Source organism: Micromonospora sp. NPDC005305 (assembly GCF_040607315.1).
Taxonomy (GTDB): Bacteria; Actinomycetota; Actinomycetes; order Mycobacteriales; family Micromonosporaceae; genus Micromonospora.
Genome location: NZ_JBEXGL010000012.1, coordinates 184,139 through 201,475, shown reverse-complemented (window position 1 = coordinate 201,475; position 17,337 = coordinate 184,139). Strand labels below are relative to the sequence as shown.

Below are 17,337 nucleotides of genomic sequence, written 5' to 3'. Positions count from 1 at the left end.
GCCGACGCCGCCTCGGCTAACCCCGCCGCTGGGCCGGCGGCGCCGGGTCGAGCAGGCCGAGGCGGTGGGCCAGTGCGGCCGCCTCCACCCGGTTCGTGACGTCCAGCTTGGCGATGATCCGGGACACGTGCACGCTCGCCGTCTTCGGCGAGATGAAGAGCCGCTCGGCGATCCGGCTGTTGCTGTGCCCCTCGGCGACCAGCCGGAGCACCTCCTGCTCCCGGTTGGTCAGCAGGTCCGGGCCGGGCCGGCCGGCGCCCCGCAGCCCGACCCGGCGGGCCAGGGTGGCGGCCTGCTCGCCCAGCGGGGCGGCGCCGAGCCGGGTGGCGATGTCCGCGGCCTCGCGGACGGCGGCGGCCACCTCGTCCCGCTCGCCGGCCGCCGCGGCGGCCTCGGCCAGCGCGAGCAGGGCCCGGCCCAGCGGGTACGGCTGCCCCACCGCCCGCCACTCCGCCACGGCCGCCCGCCACGCCGGCAGCGCGGCGGGGGTGCCGCCGGTGAGGATCGCGGTGACCTGGGCGGCGTGTGCCTGCTCCGCCGGATAGCGGACGGGCAGCACGGCGGCCACCGCGGACGCCTCGGCGGCCAGTTCGGCGTCGCCGACCAGCGCGGCCGCGGAGGCCACCGCGCTGAGCACCGGCCAGCCCTCCCGGGGCAGGTCGACCAGGCGTTCGTCGGCCAGGGCGGCCCGGCTCGCGGCGAGCGCGGCCACCTTGTCGTCCGCGGCCAGGGCGGCCTCGATGCGCAGCTCGCGCAGCGGCAGCCGGTGGTTCGGCCAGAGGTACGGCCGGGCCAGGAAGGCCAGCGCCCGGCCGACCAGCTCGTCGGCGGCGGGGTGCGCGCGGGCGAGCCGCAGGCCCGCCCGGAGCTGGAGCCAGTGCAGCCCGGAGACGCCCGGCGGGTCGATCCGGGCCGCCTCGGCGCAGGCCGCGTCGGCCTCGTCCCAGCGGCCCAGAGCGATCAGCGCCTCGGCCCGGTTCGACAGCAGGTACGCCCCGGTGGAGCGGCTGATCCCCACCCGGCGCGCCTCGCTCACCCCGGCCGCGGCCGCTTCCTCGCTCTCGGCGTACCGGCCCAGCTCGTAGAGCACGTCGGAGAGGTACACCAGCGCGCTGACCAGCGCCGGCGCGTTGCCGGTCGCCCGGGCCAGCGCCTCGGCCCGGCGCAGCTCGGCCAGCCCCAGGTCGGGGGCGTTGTCGGTGCGGCAGAGCAGGGCGATCCGGGTGGGCAGCAGGGCCACGTCCTCGCCGATCGCCTCGGCCGCGGCCATCGCCTCGTCGGCCACCGAGGCGGCCTGCGCGGGGTCGATCTTGACCAGGTGCGCGGCGATGTCGGCGAGCAGCCGCACCCGCTCCGGCGCGTCCGCCATCCCGCCCGCCAGCCGGTACGCCTCGCGTACCTCGGCGGTGCCGTCGCTCTTGCCGAGCAGGGCGAGCAGCCGGCCGCGCCGGTGGAGCAGGCGGGCGGCGCGCAGCGGCTCGGCGGCGGTGTCCACCTCGGCGAGCCCGGCCCGGGTCAGGGTGAGCGCCCGGCTGTAGTCGCCGGCCGTGGTGGCCGCGGCGAGGGTCTCCTCCAGCACCCGCAGGTGGTCCATGCCGAGCCGGTCGCCGGCGTCGGGCACCAGCTCCCACAGTTCGAGGACCCGTTCCAGCAGCCGGCTCTGCTCCGCGTACGCGTACCGGTCGCCGGCGGCACCGGCGGCCTCCCGGGCGGCGATCAGGGCGCGCGGGTGGTCGTGTGCCGCGTACCAGTGGTGGGCGATCTCGGCCGGGGCGCGGCCGGCGGCCACCAGGTGCGGCTGCGCCTCGATGGCGGCGGCGTACCGGGCGTGCAGCCGGGCGTGCTCGCCGGGGAGCAGGTCGTCGTGGACGGCCTCGCGCACCAGCGCGTGCCGGAACTCGTAGTCGCCGTCCGGGTCGGCCACCACGAGCTGGCCGGCCACGGCGGCGCGCAGCGCGTCCTCCAGCTCGTTCTCGGGCAGGCCGGCCACCTCGGCGAGAAGCTCGTGGGCGAAGCGGGTGCCGCCGGCCGCGGCGATCCGCAGCACCCGCTGGGCCGGCTCGGGCAGCCGGTCCACCCGGGCCAGCAGCAGGTCGCGCAGCGTCTCCGACAGCACCGCGCAGCCGACCGGGTCGCCGGCCGCGGCCAGCTCCTCGATGAAGAACGGATTGCCCTGGGTACGCCCGTGCACGTCGTCGACGGCGCGGGGCGCGGGCTCGACGCCGAGCAGGTCGGCGAGGACGGCGGCGGTGCCGTCCCGGTCAAGCCGGCCCAGCTCGACGCGCCCCACGCCCCGGGCCCGGTCCAGCTCGGCGAGGAAGGGACGCAGCGGGTGGCCGCGGTGCAGCTCGTCGGTGCGGTAGGTGCAGACCAGCAGCAGGCGGGTGGACCGGGCGGCCCGGACCAGGAAGTCGATCAGGTCCCGGGTGGACCGGTCGGCCCAGTGCAGGTCCTCGATCACCAGCACCAGCGGCCGCTCCTCGGCGAGCCGCCGGAACAGGTCGGCGACCAGGTCGAACAGGTAGCCGCGCGGGGTGTCGGAGACGGGCAGTCCGGTCGGCGCGGCTGCGGCCGGCACCCGGGCCAGCTCGGGCAGCAGCCGGGCGAACTCCGCCTCGTAGCCGGCGAAGGCGGCCGGGCCGTCGTGACGCAGCACGTCGCGCAGCGCGGCGGCGAACGGCGCGAAGGGCAGGCCGGCCTCGCCGAGTTCCAGGCACTGGCCGATGAGCAGCCGCGCCCCGGTCGCGGTGGCGTGCGCGCCGAACTCCTCCAGCAGCCGGGTCTTGCCGACCCCGGCCTCGCCGCCCACGAGGACGGTCGCCGGGTCACCGGCCCGGGCCCGGCCGAGCGCCTCGCGCAGCCCGGTCAGCTCGGACTGGCGGCCGACGAGGACGGTGCTGGCGGCGCGTGCGGTCACGCCGTCGAGCATGCCATGGCGTACGCCGGCGCCGTCCCGGCCGACCGGCCGGTTCCCCGCCGGCCCGGCCGCCCCCGTGACGGCCGGACCGACGTCGTGGGAACCCGGACCGATCGGGGGCGCCGGCAGCGCCGGGGCGGTCACCGGCGGGCGTCGGAGACGCGGGCGGCGTGCTGCCGGCGGCCCAGCCAGCCGCGCGGGTGGCGGCGGGGCAGGGACCGGGCGAGCCGGTCGCGGGCCGCGTCGGCCTGCAGCTCGGAGGCGTGGCTGCGGTGGATGCTGAGGAGCAGGTCTGCGTCGTTGCCGAACATCTCGGTTCTCCTGTCGTGCGGTGTCTGTCGCTGTCGACACTGACTTTCCGCGCGAAGGTGCCCCCGGGGCATGGGTGCGCAGCCTGATCTTCGGCCGCTCCCCCTCCTTACCGCGGGGCCTCAGGGGCCCGGCGGCGACGTAAGGTACTCAGCTCGGCGGTGGAGGGGCAGCCACGGATCAACGGGCCGGGCGGCGACCACTAGACTCTGCGGCATGGCAAAGCCCCAGGAGAAGGTCTCGTTCGGCCAGCGGCTGAAGCAGATCGGGATGGTGTTCCAGTTCACCGCCAAGCAGGACCGGTGGTTCGCGCCGCTGACCGCGGCGGCGGTGCTGATCCCGCTCGCGCTCACCGTGGTGGCGGTGCTCCTGTGGGGTTGGATCTGGCTGCCGATCGGCATCCTGTTCATCCTGCTGGCCGTGCTGATCGTGCTCAACCTGCGGTCCAACAAGGCGATGATGAACGCCGCCGAGGGGCAGCCCGGCGCGGCGGCCCAGATCATGGAGAGCATGCGCGGCGACTGGCGGGTCACCCCGGCGGTCAGCTCCACCACCCAGATGGACATGGTCCACCTGGTGATCGGCCGGCCGGGCGTGATCCTGCTGGCCGAGGGCAACCCGCAGCGGGTGCGCGGCCTGCTCGGCCAGGAGAAGCGCCGGCTGGCCAAGGTGATCGGCTCCGCGCCGCTGCACGACTACGTGATCGGCCAGGGCGAGGGTGAACTGCCGATCCGCAAGCTGCGGATGACGCTGATGCGGCTGCCCCGCAGCCTCGCCCCGAAGGACGTCAACGCCCTCGACAAGCGGCTCAAGGCGCTCACCGCCCGCCCGCAGATGCCCAAGGGCGCGGTCCCGAAGAACATGCGGCCGCCGCGGGGCGCGTTCCGCCAGACCCGGGGTCGCTGACCCTCGTCGTACGCGAGAAGGAGCCGGTCCCACGCAGGCCGGCTCCTTCGTCGTGCCGGGCGGGGATCAGCGGCGGGTGGGGCGGGGGGCGTCGGCCACGACCGACCCGGTGAGCCGGTCGTGCAGGCCGCGCCGGTGCCCGTCCATGATCAGAGCGGGCACCACGAGGGCCAGCAGCACGCCGCGCAGCAGCGCCCGGAGCAGCCCGATCCGGCCCCCGTCGGCCCAGGACAGGCAGCGGATCCGGGTGAGGTACATGCCGGGGGTCTGGGCGAAGAGGCCGAGGAAGAAGCCGTACTCCAGGATCAGCACCAGGACCGGGGCCCAGCCGTCCCGGACCGGGTCGGCGAAGATGTTGGCGATCAGCAGGCAGAGCAGCCAGTCCACGAGCAGTGCGCCGAAGCGGCGGCCGAGGCTCGGGGGCGTGAAGGTCGGGTCCGCGGCGGGCGGCACCGGCACGGCGGCGGTATCGGTCACAGCGGCCAGGGTAGCCAGCGGCCGGCCCGGGGCCGCCGGGTACGCCGGTCGGCACGGAGCGGGGAACAGGACCAAACCGTCAAACAGCGGCAGACCGGGGTGTTGAGCGGCCGGGATGACGCTCCGCGAGGGACGTAACACGGCGGAAACAGAGGAGACACGGCCGGGCAACCCCGCGGCCATAGCGTCGCCAGGAAGACAGCGACCGGAGTGGACCCGCCAGGAGGACCTGTGTTCGCCAATCCCGAGGAACTGCTGCGCTACCTCGCCAACGAGGACGTGAAGTTCGTCGACGTACGTTTCTGTGACCTGCCCGGCGTGATGCAGCACTTCAACCTGCCGGTGGAGTCCGTCGACGACAGCCTGTTCACCGACGGCCTCGCGTTCGACGGTTCGTCGATCCGCGGCTTCCAGGCGATCCACGAGTCGGACATGCTGCTGCTGCCCGACGTGGCGACCGCCTTCATCGACCCGTTCCGCGCGCAGAAGACGCTGGCGTTGAACTTCTTCATCCACGACCCGTTCACCCGCGAGGCCTACTCCCGGGACCCCCGCAACGTGGCCAAGAAGGCCGAGGCGTTCCTCGCCGCCAGCGGCATCGCCGACACCGCCTACTTCGGCGCCGAGGCGGAGTTCTACATCTTCGACTCCATCCGCCACGAGACCTCCGCGCACCAGTCGTTCTACTACATCGACTCCATCGAGGGCGCCTGGAACTCGGGCCGGGAAGAGGAGGGCGGCAACCGGGGCTACAAGACCGCCTACAAGGGCGGCTACTTCCCCGTCCCGCCGGTGGACCACTACGCCGACCTGCGCGACAGCATCGTCCGCCGCCTGGTCGACACCGGGTTCACCGTCGAGCGTTCGCACCACGAGGTCGGCACCGCCGGCCAGTCGGAGATCAACTACAGGTTCTCCACCCTGCTGCACTCCGCCGACCAGCTCCAGCTGTTCAAGTACATCGTGAAGAACGAGGCGTGGGCCAACGGCAAGACCGCCACGTTCATGCCCAAGCCGCTGTTCGGCGACAACGGCTCCGGCATGCACACCCACCAGAGCCTGTGGCTCAATGGTGAGCCGCTGTTCTACGACGAGACCGGCTACGCCGGCCTCTCGGACACCGCCCGCTGGTACATCGGCGGCCTGCTGCACCACGCCCCGTCGCTGCTGGCCTTCACCAACCCGACGGTCAACTCCTACCGCCGCCTGGTGCCGGGCTTCGAGGCGCCGGTGAACCTGGTCTACTCGCAGCGCAACCGCTCGGCGTGCACCCGCATCCCGGTCACCGGGGCCAACCCGAAGGCCAAGCGCGTCGAGTTCCGGGTGCCGGACCCGTCCAGCAACCCCTATCTCGCGTTCTCGGCGATGATGATGGCCGGCCTGGACGGCATCAAGAACAAGACCGAGCCGCCGGCCCCGATCGACAAGGACCTCTACGACCTGCCCCCGGAGGAGTGGGGCGACGTCAAGCAGGTGCCGGGTTCGCTGCCGGAGGTGCTGGACGCGCTCGAGGCCGACCACGACTACCTGCTCGACGGCGGGGTGTTCACCCCCGACCTCATCTCCACCTGGGTGTCGTGGAAGCGGGCCAACGAGGTCGACCCGGTGCGCCTGCGCCCGACCCCGCACGAGTTCGCCATGTACTTCGACTGCTGAGCTGACAACCTGGGTACATTCGACGGGCCGTCGATCGCCGGGTACGAGCGATCGATGGCCCGTCGTGCTCGGTAGGCCGCCGAGGGCACCGGGTGCGTGTACATCCGCGGGGCCTTAGCCAGCGGTTTTGGCGATGATGCGACCCATCTCCTCCCGACCGAAGGCCCGCAGGGTCGTGGTACGGACGTTGCCCGCCCCGCCGAGCTGCAGGAGCGCCGCGGCCCCGGTTTCGTCGTCGGGCGCTTCGACGACGGCCACGAGGTCGTACGGACCGACGGTCCAGTAAATGTTCAGGAGCTTCGCCCCGACGTTCTGAGTCGCTGCGGCGAAGGCCTCGGCGCGCTTCGCGGTGTCCTTGTAGCCGCGGATTCCCTGATCGGTCCAGCTCAGCAACGCGACATACGTCGGCATGGTCCTTCACCTCCATGAGGAGACCTCATCGTAAGGTCGAATCCGGGTGCTAACGGCTGAAATCCGCATCAACTGCACACCGACCGGCGCGCGAAACCGGCCCAGCCGGCCCCGCGACAGCGGGGCCGGCCCCGGCCGGTTCGCGCGTCCGCCCTCAGCGGGCGAGCAGCGCGTCCAGCTTGGTGAAGGAGCTGCCCCAGCCCTGCTCGGCACCGGACCGCATCTCCGGCGCGAACGGGCCCTGGCGCAGCACCAGCCGGGTCCGGTCGCCGGGCTCGGCGTGGAACTCCAGCCGCAGCGTGAACCGGGTGCCGTCGGGCACGCCCGGCACGCCGTGCGCCTCCTCGTAGCCCACCAGCAGCTCGTGCTCCACCACCTCGCTGAAGGTGCCGTCGGCCGGCGAGGTCATCGCCGGGTCCTCGTCATTGACCATCACGAAGCGCTGGTGGCCCCCGACCCGGACGTCCATGTCGACGGTCTCCCGCGGCACGGACCAGCCGACCGGGGCGAACCACTCGGCGAACTGGTCCGGGTCGGTGAACGCACGCCAGACCAGCTCCCGCGGGGCGTCGAACACCCGGGTCATCACGAGTTCCTGGGTCGCCTGCGTGTCGGTCATGCTGCTGTCCTCTCTCATCGGTCTTCCCGTTCGGTCTGCGCCTGGATCCGCCTGAGGTGCGCGTCGAGCCGGTCGAAGTTGGCGTCCCAGAACTGCCGGTAGCGCTCCATCCAGGCCGTCGCCTCGCGCAGCGGCTCCGGGTTGAGGCTGCTGGACCGCCACTGCGCGCTCCGGCTCCGGGTGATCAGCCCGGCGTGCTCCAGCACCTTCAGGTGCCGGGAGATCGCCGGCAGGCTGATCGCGAACGGTTCGGCGAGCTCCGAGACGGTGGCGTCCCCCTCCGCGAGCCGGGCGAGGATCCCCCGGCGGGTCGGGTCGGCCAGCGCCGCGAAGATGACGCTCAGTCGATCCTCGGCCACTGCTTAACCATTCTGTTAATTAACGGATGCGTTAAACATAGAGGCCGAGTGGGTCGGCGTCAACCACTTCGGGAAAGTTCAGCGGGCGCGGCGGGCCCGGACCGCGGCCACCACCACGACGGCCAGCACCAGCGCGGTCATGAGGATCGCGCCCGGCGCCTTGGTGAACCGGGCCAGGTTGGTGCCGTCCGGCAGGGCGAGCAGCGAGGCCACCGCGCAGGGCGCCACGAACCACACCGTCCTGGCCACGGCTACCGTCGCCAGCGCGAGCAGCGCCAGCGGCCAGGTCGCGTACCAGGGGTGGAAGACCGGCGCGAGCAGCACGGTGGCGGCCAGGGCCAGGCCGCCCCCGGCCAGGGCCACCCGGGGCCGGGCGGCGGCCAGGCGAACCACCGGCTGCCGGACGTCGCCCAGCCGGCGCAACGCCGTCCACGACCGCCACCAGAGGACCAGCAGCAGCACGGCGAGCACGGCGAGCGCGACCGCCCGGACCACCGGCACGGCCTGCGGGTCCCGGCCCGCCAGCGCGCCCGCGTAGTCGACGACCAGACCGACCGCGGTCGGTGGGGACGTCCACTGCTCGGAGTCGCCGCTGCGGGCCAGGCCGCGCACCCAGCCGAGGCCCAGACCCGTGAGCAGGCTGCTGATCGCCAGCGCGGCCAGCGCTCCCCCGGCCAGCCAACCGCCGTCGCGCAGCACCGCCCGCCACGTGTACCGGCCCGGCACGGCGGCCAGCACCGCGAACGGCAGCACCACCACGGCGACCGCCTTCACCGCCACGGCCAACCCGAACAGCACCCCGGCGACGACCAGCGCCCGCGGCCGGCCGGGCCGGCGGACCAGCACCAGCAGGCCGAACAGCAGCAGCCCGAGGCCGACCGCGTCGCTGTGGGCGCCGGCCACCAGGTGCACCCCGACCAGCGGGCAGGCCAGCGCCAGCCAGGCCGCCCGCCGGGTCGGCACCCCCACGGCCCGGGCCAGCCCGGGCAGGCAGAGCGCCGCCAGCAGCACCCCGGCCAGGGCCAGCACGCGCAGCACCACGATCGCGCCGACCAGACCGCCCCCGAGCAGCACGGCCAGGCCGGCGAGCAGCACGAAGAACGGCCCGTACGGTGCCGGCGTGTCCCGCCAGATCGGCGACACGCTCTCCGCCCACGGGCAGCCGGCCGCCACCACGCCGACCCGGTACGGATCGACGCCGTGCGTCCACGACCAGCCCTGGCAGGCGTACGAGTAGACGTCCCGGCTGCCGAGCGGCGGCGCGGCCAGCAGCGGGACCAGCCAGAGCCCGGCGGTCACGTACGGCCACCGGCCCGACGGCGGGCCCCAGCGCAGCGACCACCAGGCACCGACCAGCAGGACCGTGCCGGCCAGCCAGCAGCCGAGCACCGCCGGCCCGTGCGGGGCGCGCCAGGCGTCGCCGAGGCTGGTCACGGCGGGGGCGTCGGGCAGCGCGCCGCCGAGCCAGCCGGCGACGGTCAGCAGCGCCGCCCCGGCGAGCCCGGCGTACCGGGCGAGCGCGGGCGCCACCGGTCGGACCGGTCCGTCGGGCAGCGCGCCGGGCTCGCTCACCGGCACCTCTCTCAGTCGGCTCCTCGGTCGGCGGGGACCGGCCGGCGGGCCGCCCGAGCCGAACGTACCAACCGGACCACCACCACGATCACCAACAGCGTCATGAGGGGCGCGCCCGGCATCTTGGACCACCGGGGCAGGCCGGTGCCGTCGGCCAGCACCAGGAACGCCGACACCAGCGCCACCAGCGCGAACCAGCCGGTCCGGCGGGCGGTGGCGGCGAGCACGGTGAGGGGCCAGATCCAGTACCAGGGGTGGAACAGCGGCGAGAGCGCGACCGTCGCGGTCAGCGCCAGGCCGGCGTGCCAGAACGGCTCCCCGCGGCGCAGCGCCCGGAACCAGAGCCAGACCAGCACCGCCACGAGGACCACCACGGCGATCCCCCGGGTGACCGGCAGCGCGTCGATGTGCGCGCCGAAGAGGGCGGCCACGTACCCGGCGCTCTGCCCGACCGCGGTGGGCGGCGAGGTCCAGGCCACCACCAGGCCGCCCTGTTCCAGGCCGCTGATGAAGCCGAAGTCGAGGCCGGCGGCCAGGGTCACGGCCACCACGGTGGCCACGGCCGCGCCGACCACCCAGGCGCCGTCGCGGACCAGCGCCCGGATCCGGTACGGCCCGACGATCGCGGCCAGCGCGGCGAACGGCACCACGACCAGCGCGGTGACCTTGACGGCGGCGGCCAGGCCGAGCAGCACCCCACCGGCGAGCAGCGGCAGCGGCCGGCCCGGCCGGGCCGCCACCACGGCCAGCCCCGCGATGAGCAGGCCCACCATGAGCGCGTCGTTGTGCGCCCCGGAGATCAGGTGCACGGGCACCAGCGGGCAGGCCAGCGCCAGCCACAGCGCCCGCTGCGGCGGCACCCCGCAGCGGCGGGCCAGCACCGGCAGGGCCCAGGCGGTCAGCCCCACCCCGGCGACCGCGAGCAGCCGGAACAGCGCCACGCTGCCGGCCAGCGACCCGGCCGCCGACACCACGGCGCCGGAGAGCACCACGAACAGCGGCCCGTACGGCGCCGGGGTGTCCCGCCAGATGTAGGAGATGGTGTCCAGCCACGGGCAGGGCAGCGCCGACACGCCCTGCTCGTACGGGTTGATCCCGGCCGAGTAGCTGGCACCCTGGCAGGCGTAGGCGTACGCGTCCCGGCTGCCCAGCGGCGGGGTGAACAGCATCGGCAGCAGCCAGAGGGCGACCGTGACGAGCACCCAGCGGGTCGAGGGCGCCCGGTCGCGCAGCGACCACCAGGCCCCGGCCAGCAGGGCGGTACCGACCAGCCAGAGACCGATGATCAGGGGCCCGTTCGGGCCCTGCCAGATGCTGACCGGGGTGGGTCGCAGGTCTCCGTGCGGCAGCGCGCCGCCGAGGTAGGCGGCGACGGCGAGCAGCACCGAGCCCGCCAGGCCGATCCAGCGCGAGAGGTGGTGAGGCACGCCGGACATGCTGCCAGTACGGTGGGTCGCGATCAGGAGGTGGGCATGCGGGGCGGTCGTGTGGTGGCGGTGTCCGCCGCGTCCGCGCTGGTCCTCGCCGTGCTGTATCTCACCCTGCCGGCCACCGGATCGGACCTGTCCGCCCAGGTGGCCCGGGCCGGCTTCTTCGCCGCACACGGGCCCGCCCTGGTCGACCTGCGCTGGTACGGCGGGGTCCACCCGTGGGGCTACAGCCTGGTCTCGCCGCCGCTCATGGCCCTGCTCGGGGTCCGCCCCACCGGCGCGCTCACCCTGCTCGCCTCGGCCAGCGCGTTCGCCGCCCTGCTGGTCCGCACCCGCGTGCCCCGCCCGCTGCTGGGCAGCCTCGTCGGGGTGCTCACGATCGCCGGCAACCTGGTCTCCGGCCGGGTCACGTACGCCCTCGGGGTCACCTTCGGCCTGGCCGCGCTGCTCGCGCTGACCCTGCCCGCCGGAGGCGCCGGCCGGGCCCGGTGGTGGCGCGCCGGGCTGGCCGTCGTCGCCGCGCTGCTCGCCTCCGCGGCCAGCCCGGTGGCCGGGCTCTTCGTCGGCCTGGCCGGGGTCGCGCTGCTGCTCACCCGCCGGTACGCCGACGGCCTGCTGCTCGCCGTACCCGCCGCCGCGCCTCTCGCCGTGACCGGCCTGCTCTTCGGCGAGGGCGGCTGGATGAACATCAGCCGCACCGACACCGTGCACGCCGTGGTGACCAGCCTCCTGGTGGCCGCGCTGGTGGCCCACCGGCCGGTGCGGGTCGGCGCGCTGCTGTCCGCGGCCGGGGTACTGGCCGCGGCCCTGCTGCACACCCCGGTCGGGTTGAACGCCACCCGCCTGGCGGTGATGTTCGCACTGCCCGTGCTGGCCGCATCCGCGACGCTCCCCCGCCGCCTGACCGACTGGCGATCCGGACGCAACCCCGCCAACCCACCGGGCGAGCCCAAGCCGGCAGGCGAACCGGCGCCGCCGGGCGAACCTAGCCCGGCAGGAGAACTGGCATCGGCGGTCGAACCGAGCGCGGCGGGCGAACCGAGCCCGGAGGGCGAACCGAGCCCGGAGGGCGAACCGAGCCCGGCGGGCGAACCGAGCCCGGAGGGCGAACCGAGCCCGGAGGGCGAACCGAGCCCGGAGGGCGAACCGAGCCCGGCGGGCGAACCGAGCCCGGCGGGCGGCCCTAAGCCCGTGGGTGTGCTCAGGCCGGCGGCGTCGGCATGGCGACGGCGGGCGGCAGCGGCGGTGGCCCTGGCCGCGCTGCTCGTGGCGGTCTGCGTGTGGCAGCCGCCGGTGGTCGTCGCCGATGTGGCCAGCGCGGATGACCCCACGGCCGACCCGGCGTACTTCGCGCCGCTGCGGGAGGAGCTGGACCGGCGCGGGCTCACCGGGCGGGTCGAGGTGCCGCCGACCCGCAACTACTGGGAGGCCGCCCACCTCGGCGAGGTGCCTCTCGCCCGGGGCTGGCTGCGCCAGGCCGACATCGCCCGCAACCCGCTCTTCTTCACCACCCTCCCCGGCGCGCCCGGCACGGGGGTCCCGCTGACCGCCGACACCTACCGCACCTGGCTGGCGGAGAACGCCGTGCAGTACGTCGCCGTGCCCGACGTCGAGCTGTCCTGGGTCGGGCGGCCCGAGGCGGACCTGGTGAGCACCGGCCTGCCCTACCTCGCCGAGGTCTGGTCGGACCCGCACTGGCGGCTCTACGCGGTGGCCGACCCGACCCCGCTGGTCGGCACGCCGGGCGAGCTGGTCCGCCAGGACGCCGCCACGGTGACCTTCCGCGCCCCCGGCCCCGGCCCGGTGCCGCTGCGGGTACGCCACGACCGCTGGCTCACCGTCTCCGGCGGTGCCACCCTTGTGCGCTCGGGCGAGTGGACGACCGTGACCGTCCCCCACGCCGGCACCTACACCCTCGGGGGCTGACCGGCCGCGCCCGTGAGCCCTCGCACCTTGATGCCGTGAACGACCTTGGACCGTGCCGCACGCCGGCACGAACACCTTCGCCGGCTGGCTGGGCGGCCGCGAGCGCCACGACGTCGACGACACGCACCCGCTGGACCGTGCCGATCGCCGGCACCAAAACACTCGCCGGCTGACCCGGCAGAAGGCCGTGAGCCGCTACGAACTTGATGACGTGGACGACTCAGTTCGCGCAGGCACCCGATTGGCGCGAGTGATCCGCCTGCGTCATCAAGTTCGTAGGCGTGGGCGAGGATCTGCGGCCCGGCCGGGCACCGGAGCACGCCTTTCGAGCTGATATCGCGGACGACTCATCGCTGTCGCACCCGCAGGCGCACCCGCAGGGCCGGCAGGAGCGGACCGGATGGCGTCCACGAGTGAGTCGTTCCCGGCATCAGCTCGAAAGGCCCGCTTGACCACAGACTGACCCCGCCACCCCGCCACCCCGCCACCCCGCCACCCCGGCAACCCGCGCCGCCGCCCCCGTTCGGGGCACCGTCGGCCGCACGAGCCCCCCACCCCGACCGCCCGGCTGTCGGCGGCGAGGAGAGGCGAGAAGCCGGGTCGACAGCGACCAGCGGCGTGGCTGACCGGCAACAGATCTGCAGGGCACGGCACGCAGGCCACGGCACGGACGCAGGCCACGGCACGCACGGCAGGGCACGGCACGCACGGCAGGGCACGGCACGCACGGCAGGGCACGGCACGCACGGCACGGCACGCAGGGCACGGCACGCAGGCCGAGGCGGGCTGGAGGGCTTTCAGTAGCGGCAGGCCCGGTCGCGTGCCCGAACTCGGCCTGCACTGACAGGGGCCGCGGCAGGACAGGATCGCGCGGGCCCGGTCCCCGCACGGCCGCTGCCGTCGACGGCCGGGACCAATCGTCAGGACGGGGAGTCGAGCACCCGTTCCATGGCGGTGCGGGCACGGCGGCCGGTGCGCAGGTATTCGTCGAGGAACTCGCCCGGGTCGTCCCCGCCGAGCAGCCGCACCACACCGGCCAGTTCGACCCCGTGCCGGGGCAGTTGGTCACCGGCCCGGCCGCGGACCAGCATGAGCGCGTTGCGGACCTGGGCGGCGAGCGTCCAGCCGGCCGCCATCTCGGCGGCGTCCTCGGGATCGACCAGCCCCGCGTCGCGGGCCGCGGCGAGGGCGGCGAGGGTGCTCGTGCCGCGCAGCGCGGGCAGCCGGCCGGCGTGCCGGAGCTGGAGCAGCTGCACGGCCCACTCCACGTCGGCGAGGCCACCCCGCCCCAGCTTCGTGTGGGTGGCCGGGTCCGCGCCCCGGGGCAGCCGCTCGGTCTCCACCCGGGCCTTGATCCGGCGGATCTCCACCACCTGCTCGCGGGTCAGGCCGTCGGCCGGGTAGCGGACCGGGTCGACCATCGCCTCGAACTCGGCGCCCAGGTCGGCGTCGCCGCAGACGAACCGGGCCCGTAGCAGCGCCTGCGCCTCCCACACCCTGGACCAGCGGGCGTAGTACTGGGCGTACGCGGCGAGGCTGCGTACCAGTGGGCCCTGCCGGCCCTCGGGGCGCAGGTCGGCGTCGACCCCGAGGGGCGGGTCGGGGGCGGGGGCGGAGAGCAGCCGGCGCAGCTCCTCGGCGATCGCGTGGGCGGCGGCGGCCGCGCCCTGCTCGTCCGCGCCCGGCGGCGGGTCGTAGACGAAGAGCACGTCGGCGTCGGAGAGGTAGTTCGCCTCGCGCCCGCCGAGCCGGCCCATGCCGATCACGGCGAAGCGCAGGCCGGGTGGGCCCGGTTGGGCGGCCCGGGCGGTGCGCAGCGCGGCAGCCAGGGTGGCGTCGGCGACGTCGGAGAGGGCGGCCCCGACCGCGGCGACGGCCGCCAGGATGGGCAGCCGCCCGCCGCCGTCCGGCGACCGCGGGGTGAGCGGGGCGAGCGCACCCGCCCGGCTGAGCACGTCGGCGCAGGCGAGCCGGACCAGCTCGCGGCGGCGCAGCGCGCGTACGGCGCGGGTCGCCTCGACCGGGTCGTCGTGCCGGGCCGCCGCGGCGGTGAAGCCCTCGCCGAGCACCTCGCGGGGGCGCGGGGTCAGCTCGGTGTCCTCGGCCAGCAGCCGCAACGCCTCGGGCTCCCGGGCCAGCAGGTCGGCGGCGTACCGGGAGGAGGAGAGCACCCGGGCCAGGCGGCGGGCCACCGGGCCGGAGTCGCGCAGCAGGCGCAGGTACCAGGGGGTGCTGCCGAGCTTGTCGGAGACCTGCCGGTAGTTGAGCAGCCCCCGGTCCGGTTCGGGCGCGTCGGCGAACTCGCTGAGCAGCACCGGCAGCAGGGTGCGTTGGATGGCGGCGGTGCGGCTCACCCCGCCGGTGAGCGCCTGCAGGTGCCGCAGCGCACCGGCGGGGTCGGCGAAGCCGAGGATCTCCAGCCGGCGGCGGGCCGCCTCCGGGGTGAGCCGCAGCCCTTCGGCGGGCACCCGGGCGACCGACTCCAGCAGCGGCCGGTAGAGCAGTTTGGCGTGCAGCCGGCGTACCTCGGTGGCGTGGATGACCCACTCGGCGCGGAACTCCTCGACGGCGCTGCGGCCCGGGGTGGCCGCGTAGCCGAGCGCGGCGGCCAGCCACCGCAGCGCGGCCGGCTCGGTCGGCACGGTGTGGGTGCGGCGCAGGCCCTGGAGCTGGAGGCGGTGCTCGACGCCGCGCAGGAAGCGGTAGCCGCGCAGCAGCGCCTCGCCGTCGGCGCGGCCCACGTAGCCGCCGGCGACCAGGGCGCGCAGCGCGGGGATGGTGCCCGGCGCCCGCAGCGACTCGTCGACCCGGCCGTGCACGAGCTGGAGCAGCTGGACGGCGAACTCGATGTCGCGCAGCCCGCCCGGGCCGCGCTTGATCTCGCGTTCCAGCTCCTTCGGCGGGATGTGGTCGATGATCTTCCGGCGCATCGCCCGGACGTCCTCGACGGCCTCCGGCCGCTCGGCGGCGGTCCAGACGAGCGGGGCGAGCGCGTCGATCCATTCGCGGGCCAGCGCCAGGTCGCCGGCCGCCGGCCGGGCCTTGAGCAGCGCCTGGAACTCCCAGGTGCGGGCCCAGCGGCGGTAGTAGGCCAGGTGGCTGGCGAGGGTCCGGACCAGCGGCCCGCGGTTGCCTTCGGGACGCAGCGCGGCGTCGACCGGCCAGGCCACCAGCCCGCAGATGTGGATGAGCCGGGTGGCGACCTGGGTCGCGGCGGCCAGGTCGTCGTCGGTGGCGGCGACGAAGATGACGTCGACGTCGGAGACGTAGTTGAGCTCGTCGCCCCCGCACTTGCCCATCGCCACCACGGCCAGCCGGGGCCGGGCCGTGCCCTCCGGCAACTCGTCGACGGCGATGTCGTGGGCGGCGGCCAGGGTGGCGTCGGCGAGCCCGGACAGCGCCGCCATGGTCTGCTCCAGGCCGCGGCCGCCGGTCAGGTCGGCCGCCGCGATCCGCAGCAGCGCCAACCGGTACGCCTGCCGCAGCGCCGGGATCGGGCCGGTGCCGGCGGTCAGCCGGGCGCCCGCGGCCAGGTCGAGCCGGCCGTCGGCGGAAGGCGCGAGCCCGTCCGCCTCGGTGGCCAGCACGGGCCACTGGTCGGGGTGGGCCACCAGGTGGTCGCCGAGCGCCGACGAGGCGCCGAGGACCGCGACCAGGCGGCGGCGCAGCCCCGGGTCGGCGGCGAGCGCGTCCAGCACCGCGGGCTTCTCCCCGGTACGCCGTTCCGCCTCGACGATGCGGTGCAGCTGGCGCAGCGCCAGGTCGGGGTCGGCGGCCCGGGACAGGGCGGCGAGCAGCTCACCGGCCGCCTCGTCGGTGGGTTCCTGCTCCTCGACGCGCCACAGGCCGAGCCCGTCCGGCCCGAGCAGGTCGGCGGCGCGCGCCGAGCCGTCGCCCTCGGCGAACCCGTAGCGGGCCAGGCGCCCGCGGGCCGGTCGGGCCATCTCAGTGCCCGAGCAGCGGCAGGGTGGGGCGGATGGTGACGCCCTCCAGCTCGCCGAGCGCGAGGGCGGCGAACCGGACGGCGAACGGCTGCCAGACCTCCTCCACGTCGGCCATCGCCCGGTCGCAGGCGGCCACCACCAGCTCCGGGTCGTAGCCCAGCTCGGCCAGCAGCTCCGAGTCGCGGGCCCAGTCGGCGATCATGGCGGTGTCGCACTCGATGTGGAACTGGAGGCCCCAGGCCCGGTCGCCGAGGCGGAACGCCTGGTGCGGGTAGCGGGTCGAGGCGGCCAGCAGGGTGGCCCCGTGCGGCAGCGCGGTGATCTCGTCGGTGTGCCACTGGAGCACGTCCGGCATCAACGGCACGTACCGGAAGAGCGGGTCGGTCTCGGCGGCGTCCCGCTTGCCCACCACCGCGGGCCCCACCTCCGGCCCGGACGGGCTGCGCTCGACCTGCCCGGCGTGGGCGGTGGCCAGCAGCTGCCCGCCGAGGCAGACCCCGAGGGTGGGAATCCGCTGCCGGACCGCCTTGCGCAGCAGCCCCTCCAGCGCGGGGAACCAGGGCGCGCCGGGGCTGCCGTCGGGCAGCCGGTAGGCCTGCTGCTCGCCGCCGAGCACCACGAGCGCGACGTAGCCGTCGAGGTCGGCGGGAAGCTCGTCACCCGCGTGCGGGCGCAGCACGAACAGGTCCAGGCCCCCCTCGGTGAGCCACTCCCCCAAGCGGCGGAGGTCGTCGGTCGGGTCGTTCTCGATCACCAGCGCGGTCGCCACGACGTCGAGGCTATCCGGTACGCCCGGCGACGGCCGGTCCGG

General features: G+C 75.4%; 13 protein-coding genes. 3 read left to right on the top strand and 10 right to left on the bottom strand.

From position 1 onward, the window contains the following. Positions 1-16: 16 nt before the first annotated feature. Positions 17-2,917 (bottom strand): AAA family ATPase, encoded by a 2,901-nt coding sequence (locus tag ABZS80_RS21535; protein ID WP_355058334.1) that lies wholly within the window; start codon positions 2,915-2,917, stop codon positions 17-19. 140 nt (positions 2,918-3,057) lie between these two features. Beyond that, positions 3,058-3,228, bottom strand: a complete 171-nt coding sequence (locus ABZS80_RS21530) for a hypothetical protein (RefSeq protein ID WP_192579699.1) — start codon at positions 3,226-3,228, stop codon at positions 3,058-3,060. A gap of 214 nt (positions 3,229-3,442) precedes the next feature. Here ABZS80_RS21530 and ABZS80_RS21525 point away from each other — a divergent pair, with 214 nt between their 5' ends. Beyond that, positions 3,443-4,132, top strand: a complete 690-nt coding sequence (locus ABZS80_RS21525) for a DUF4191 domain-containing protein (protein WP_151460953.1) — start codon at positions 3,443-3,445, stop codon at positions 4,130-4,132. Between the two features lie 66 nt (positions 4,133-4,198). On the opposite strand, the gene ABZS80_RS21520 is transcribed toward ABZS80_RS21525, so the two are convergent. After that, a complete protein-coding gene (locus ABZS80_RS21520; RefSeq protein ID WP_355058378.1) occupies positions 4,199-4,591 on the bottom strand; it encodes an RDD family protein in 393 nt (130 codons plus the stop codon). Positions 4,592-4,840: 249 nt separating this feature from the next. Between ABZS80_RS21520 and glnA the strand changes: the two genes are divergently transcribed. Next, positions 4,841-6,265 carry a type I glutamate--ammonia ligase gene (gene glnA / locus ABZS80_RS21515; RefSeq protein WP_355058331.1) on the top strand — a complete coding sequence of 475 codons (1,425 nt, stop codon included), beginning with the start codon at positions 4,841-4,843 and terminating at the stop codon, positions 6,263-6,265. Between the two features lie 114 nt (positions 6,266-6,379). Here glnA and ABZS80_RS21510 read toward each other — a convergent pair whose 3' ends face one another. The 5 genes from ABZS80_RS21510 to mptB (ABZS80_RS21490) all read right to left on the bottom strand — a co-directional run bounded on the left by ABZS80_RS21510 (position 6,380) and on the right by mptB (ABZS80_RS21490) (position 10,653). Further along, positions 6,380-6,676 carry a GYD domain-containing protein gene (locus ABZS80_RS21510; RefSeq protein ID WP_355058329.1) on the bottom strand — a complete coding sequence of 99 codons (297 nt, stop codon included), beginning with the start codon at positions 6,674-6,676 and terminating at the stop codon, positions 6,380-6,382. Positions 6,677-6,830: 154 nt separating this feature from the next. Continuing rightward, entirely contained in the window at positions 6,831-7,295 is a 465-nt protein-coding gene (locus ABZS80_RS21505) for an SRPBCC domain-containing protein (protein WP_355058327.1), read from the bottom strand. 14 nt (positions 7,296-7,309) lie between these two features. After that, positions 7,310-7,654, bottom strand: coding sequence for a metalloregulator ArsR/SmtB family transcription factor (locus ABZS80_RS21500; RefSeq protein ID WP_355058325.1), 345 nt, complete (start codon positions 7,652-7,654; stop codon positions 7,310-7,312). 78 nt (positions 7,655-7,732) lie between these two features. Further along, the gene (mptB, locus tag ABZS80_RS21495) at positions 7,733-9,226 is read right to left on the bottom strand and encodes a polyprenol phosphomannose-dependent alpha 1,6 mannosyltransferase MptB (protein ID WP_355058323.1); all 1,494 of its coding nucleotides are present in this window, start codon (positions 9,224-9,226) and stop codon (positions 7,733-7,735) included. Between the two features lie 11 nt (positions 9,227-9,237). Then, positions 9,238-10,653 (bottom strand): polyprenol phosphomannose-dependent alpha 1,6 mannosyltransferase MptB, encoded by a 1,416-nt coding sequence (gene mptB / locus ABZS80_RS21490; RefSeq protein ID WP_355058321.1) that lies wholly within the window; start codon positions 10,651-10,653, stop codon positions 9,238-9,240. Positions 10,654-10,698: 45 nt separating this feature from the next. On the opposite strand from mptB (ABZS80_RS21490), the gene ABZS80_RS21485 reads away from it, so the two are divergent. After that, positions 10,699-12,582, top strand: a complete 1,884-nt coding sequence (locus ABZS80_RS21485) for a hypothetical protein (protein WP_355058319.1) — start codon at positions 10,699-10,701, stop codon at positions 12,580-12,582. A 920-nt stretch (positions 12,583-13,502) separates the two neighbouring features. Here the strand turns inward: ABZS80_RS21485 and ABZS80_RS21480 are convergent. Beyond that, positions 13,503-16,526: a bifunctional [glutamine synthetase] adenylyltransferase/[glutamine synthetase]-adenylyl-L-tyrosine phosphorylase gene (locus tag ABZS80_RS21480; RefSeq protein ID WP_355058317.1), complete on the bottom strand. Its 3,024-nt coding sequence runs from the start codon at positions 16,524-16,526 to the stop codon at positions 13,503-13,505. A 1-nt stretch (position 16,527) separates the two neighbouring features. Next, a complete protein-coding gene (locus ABZS80_RS21475) occupies positions 16,528-17,295 on the bottom strand; it encodes a type 1 glutamine amidotransferase (protein WP_355058315.1) in 768 nt (255 codons plus the stop codon). Positions 17,296-17,337: the final 42 nt, after the last annotated feature.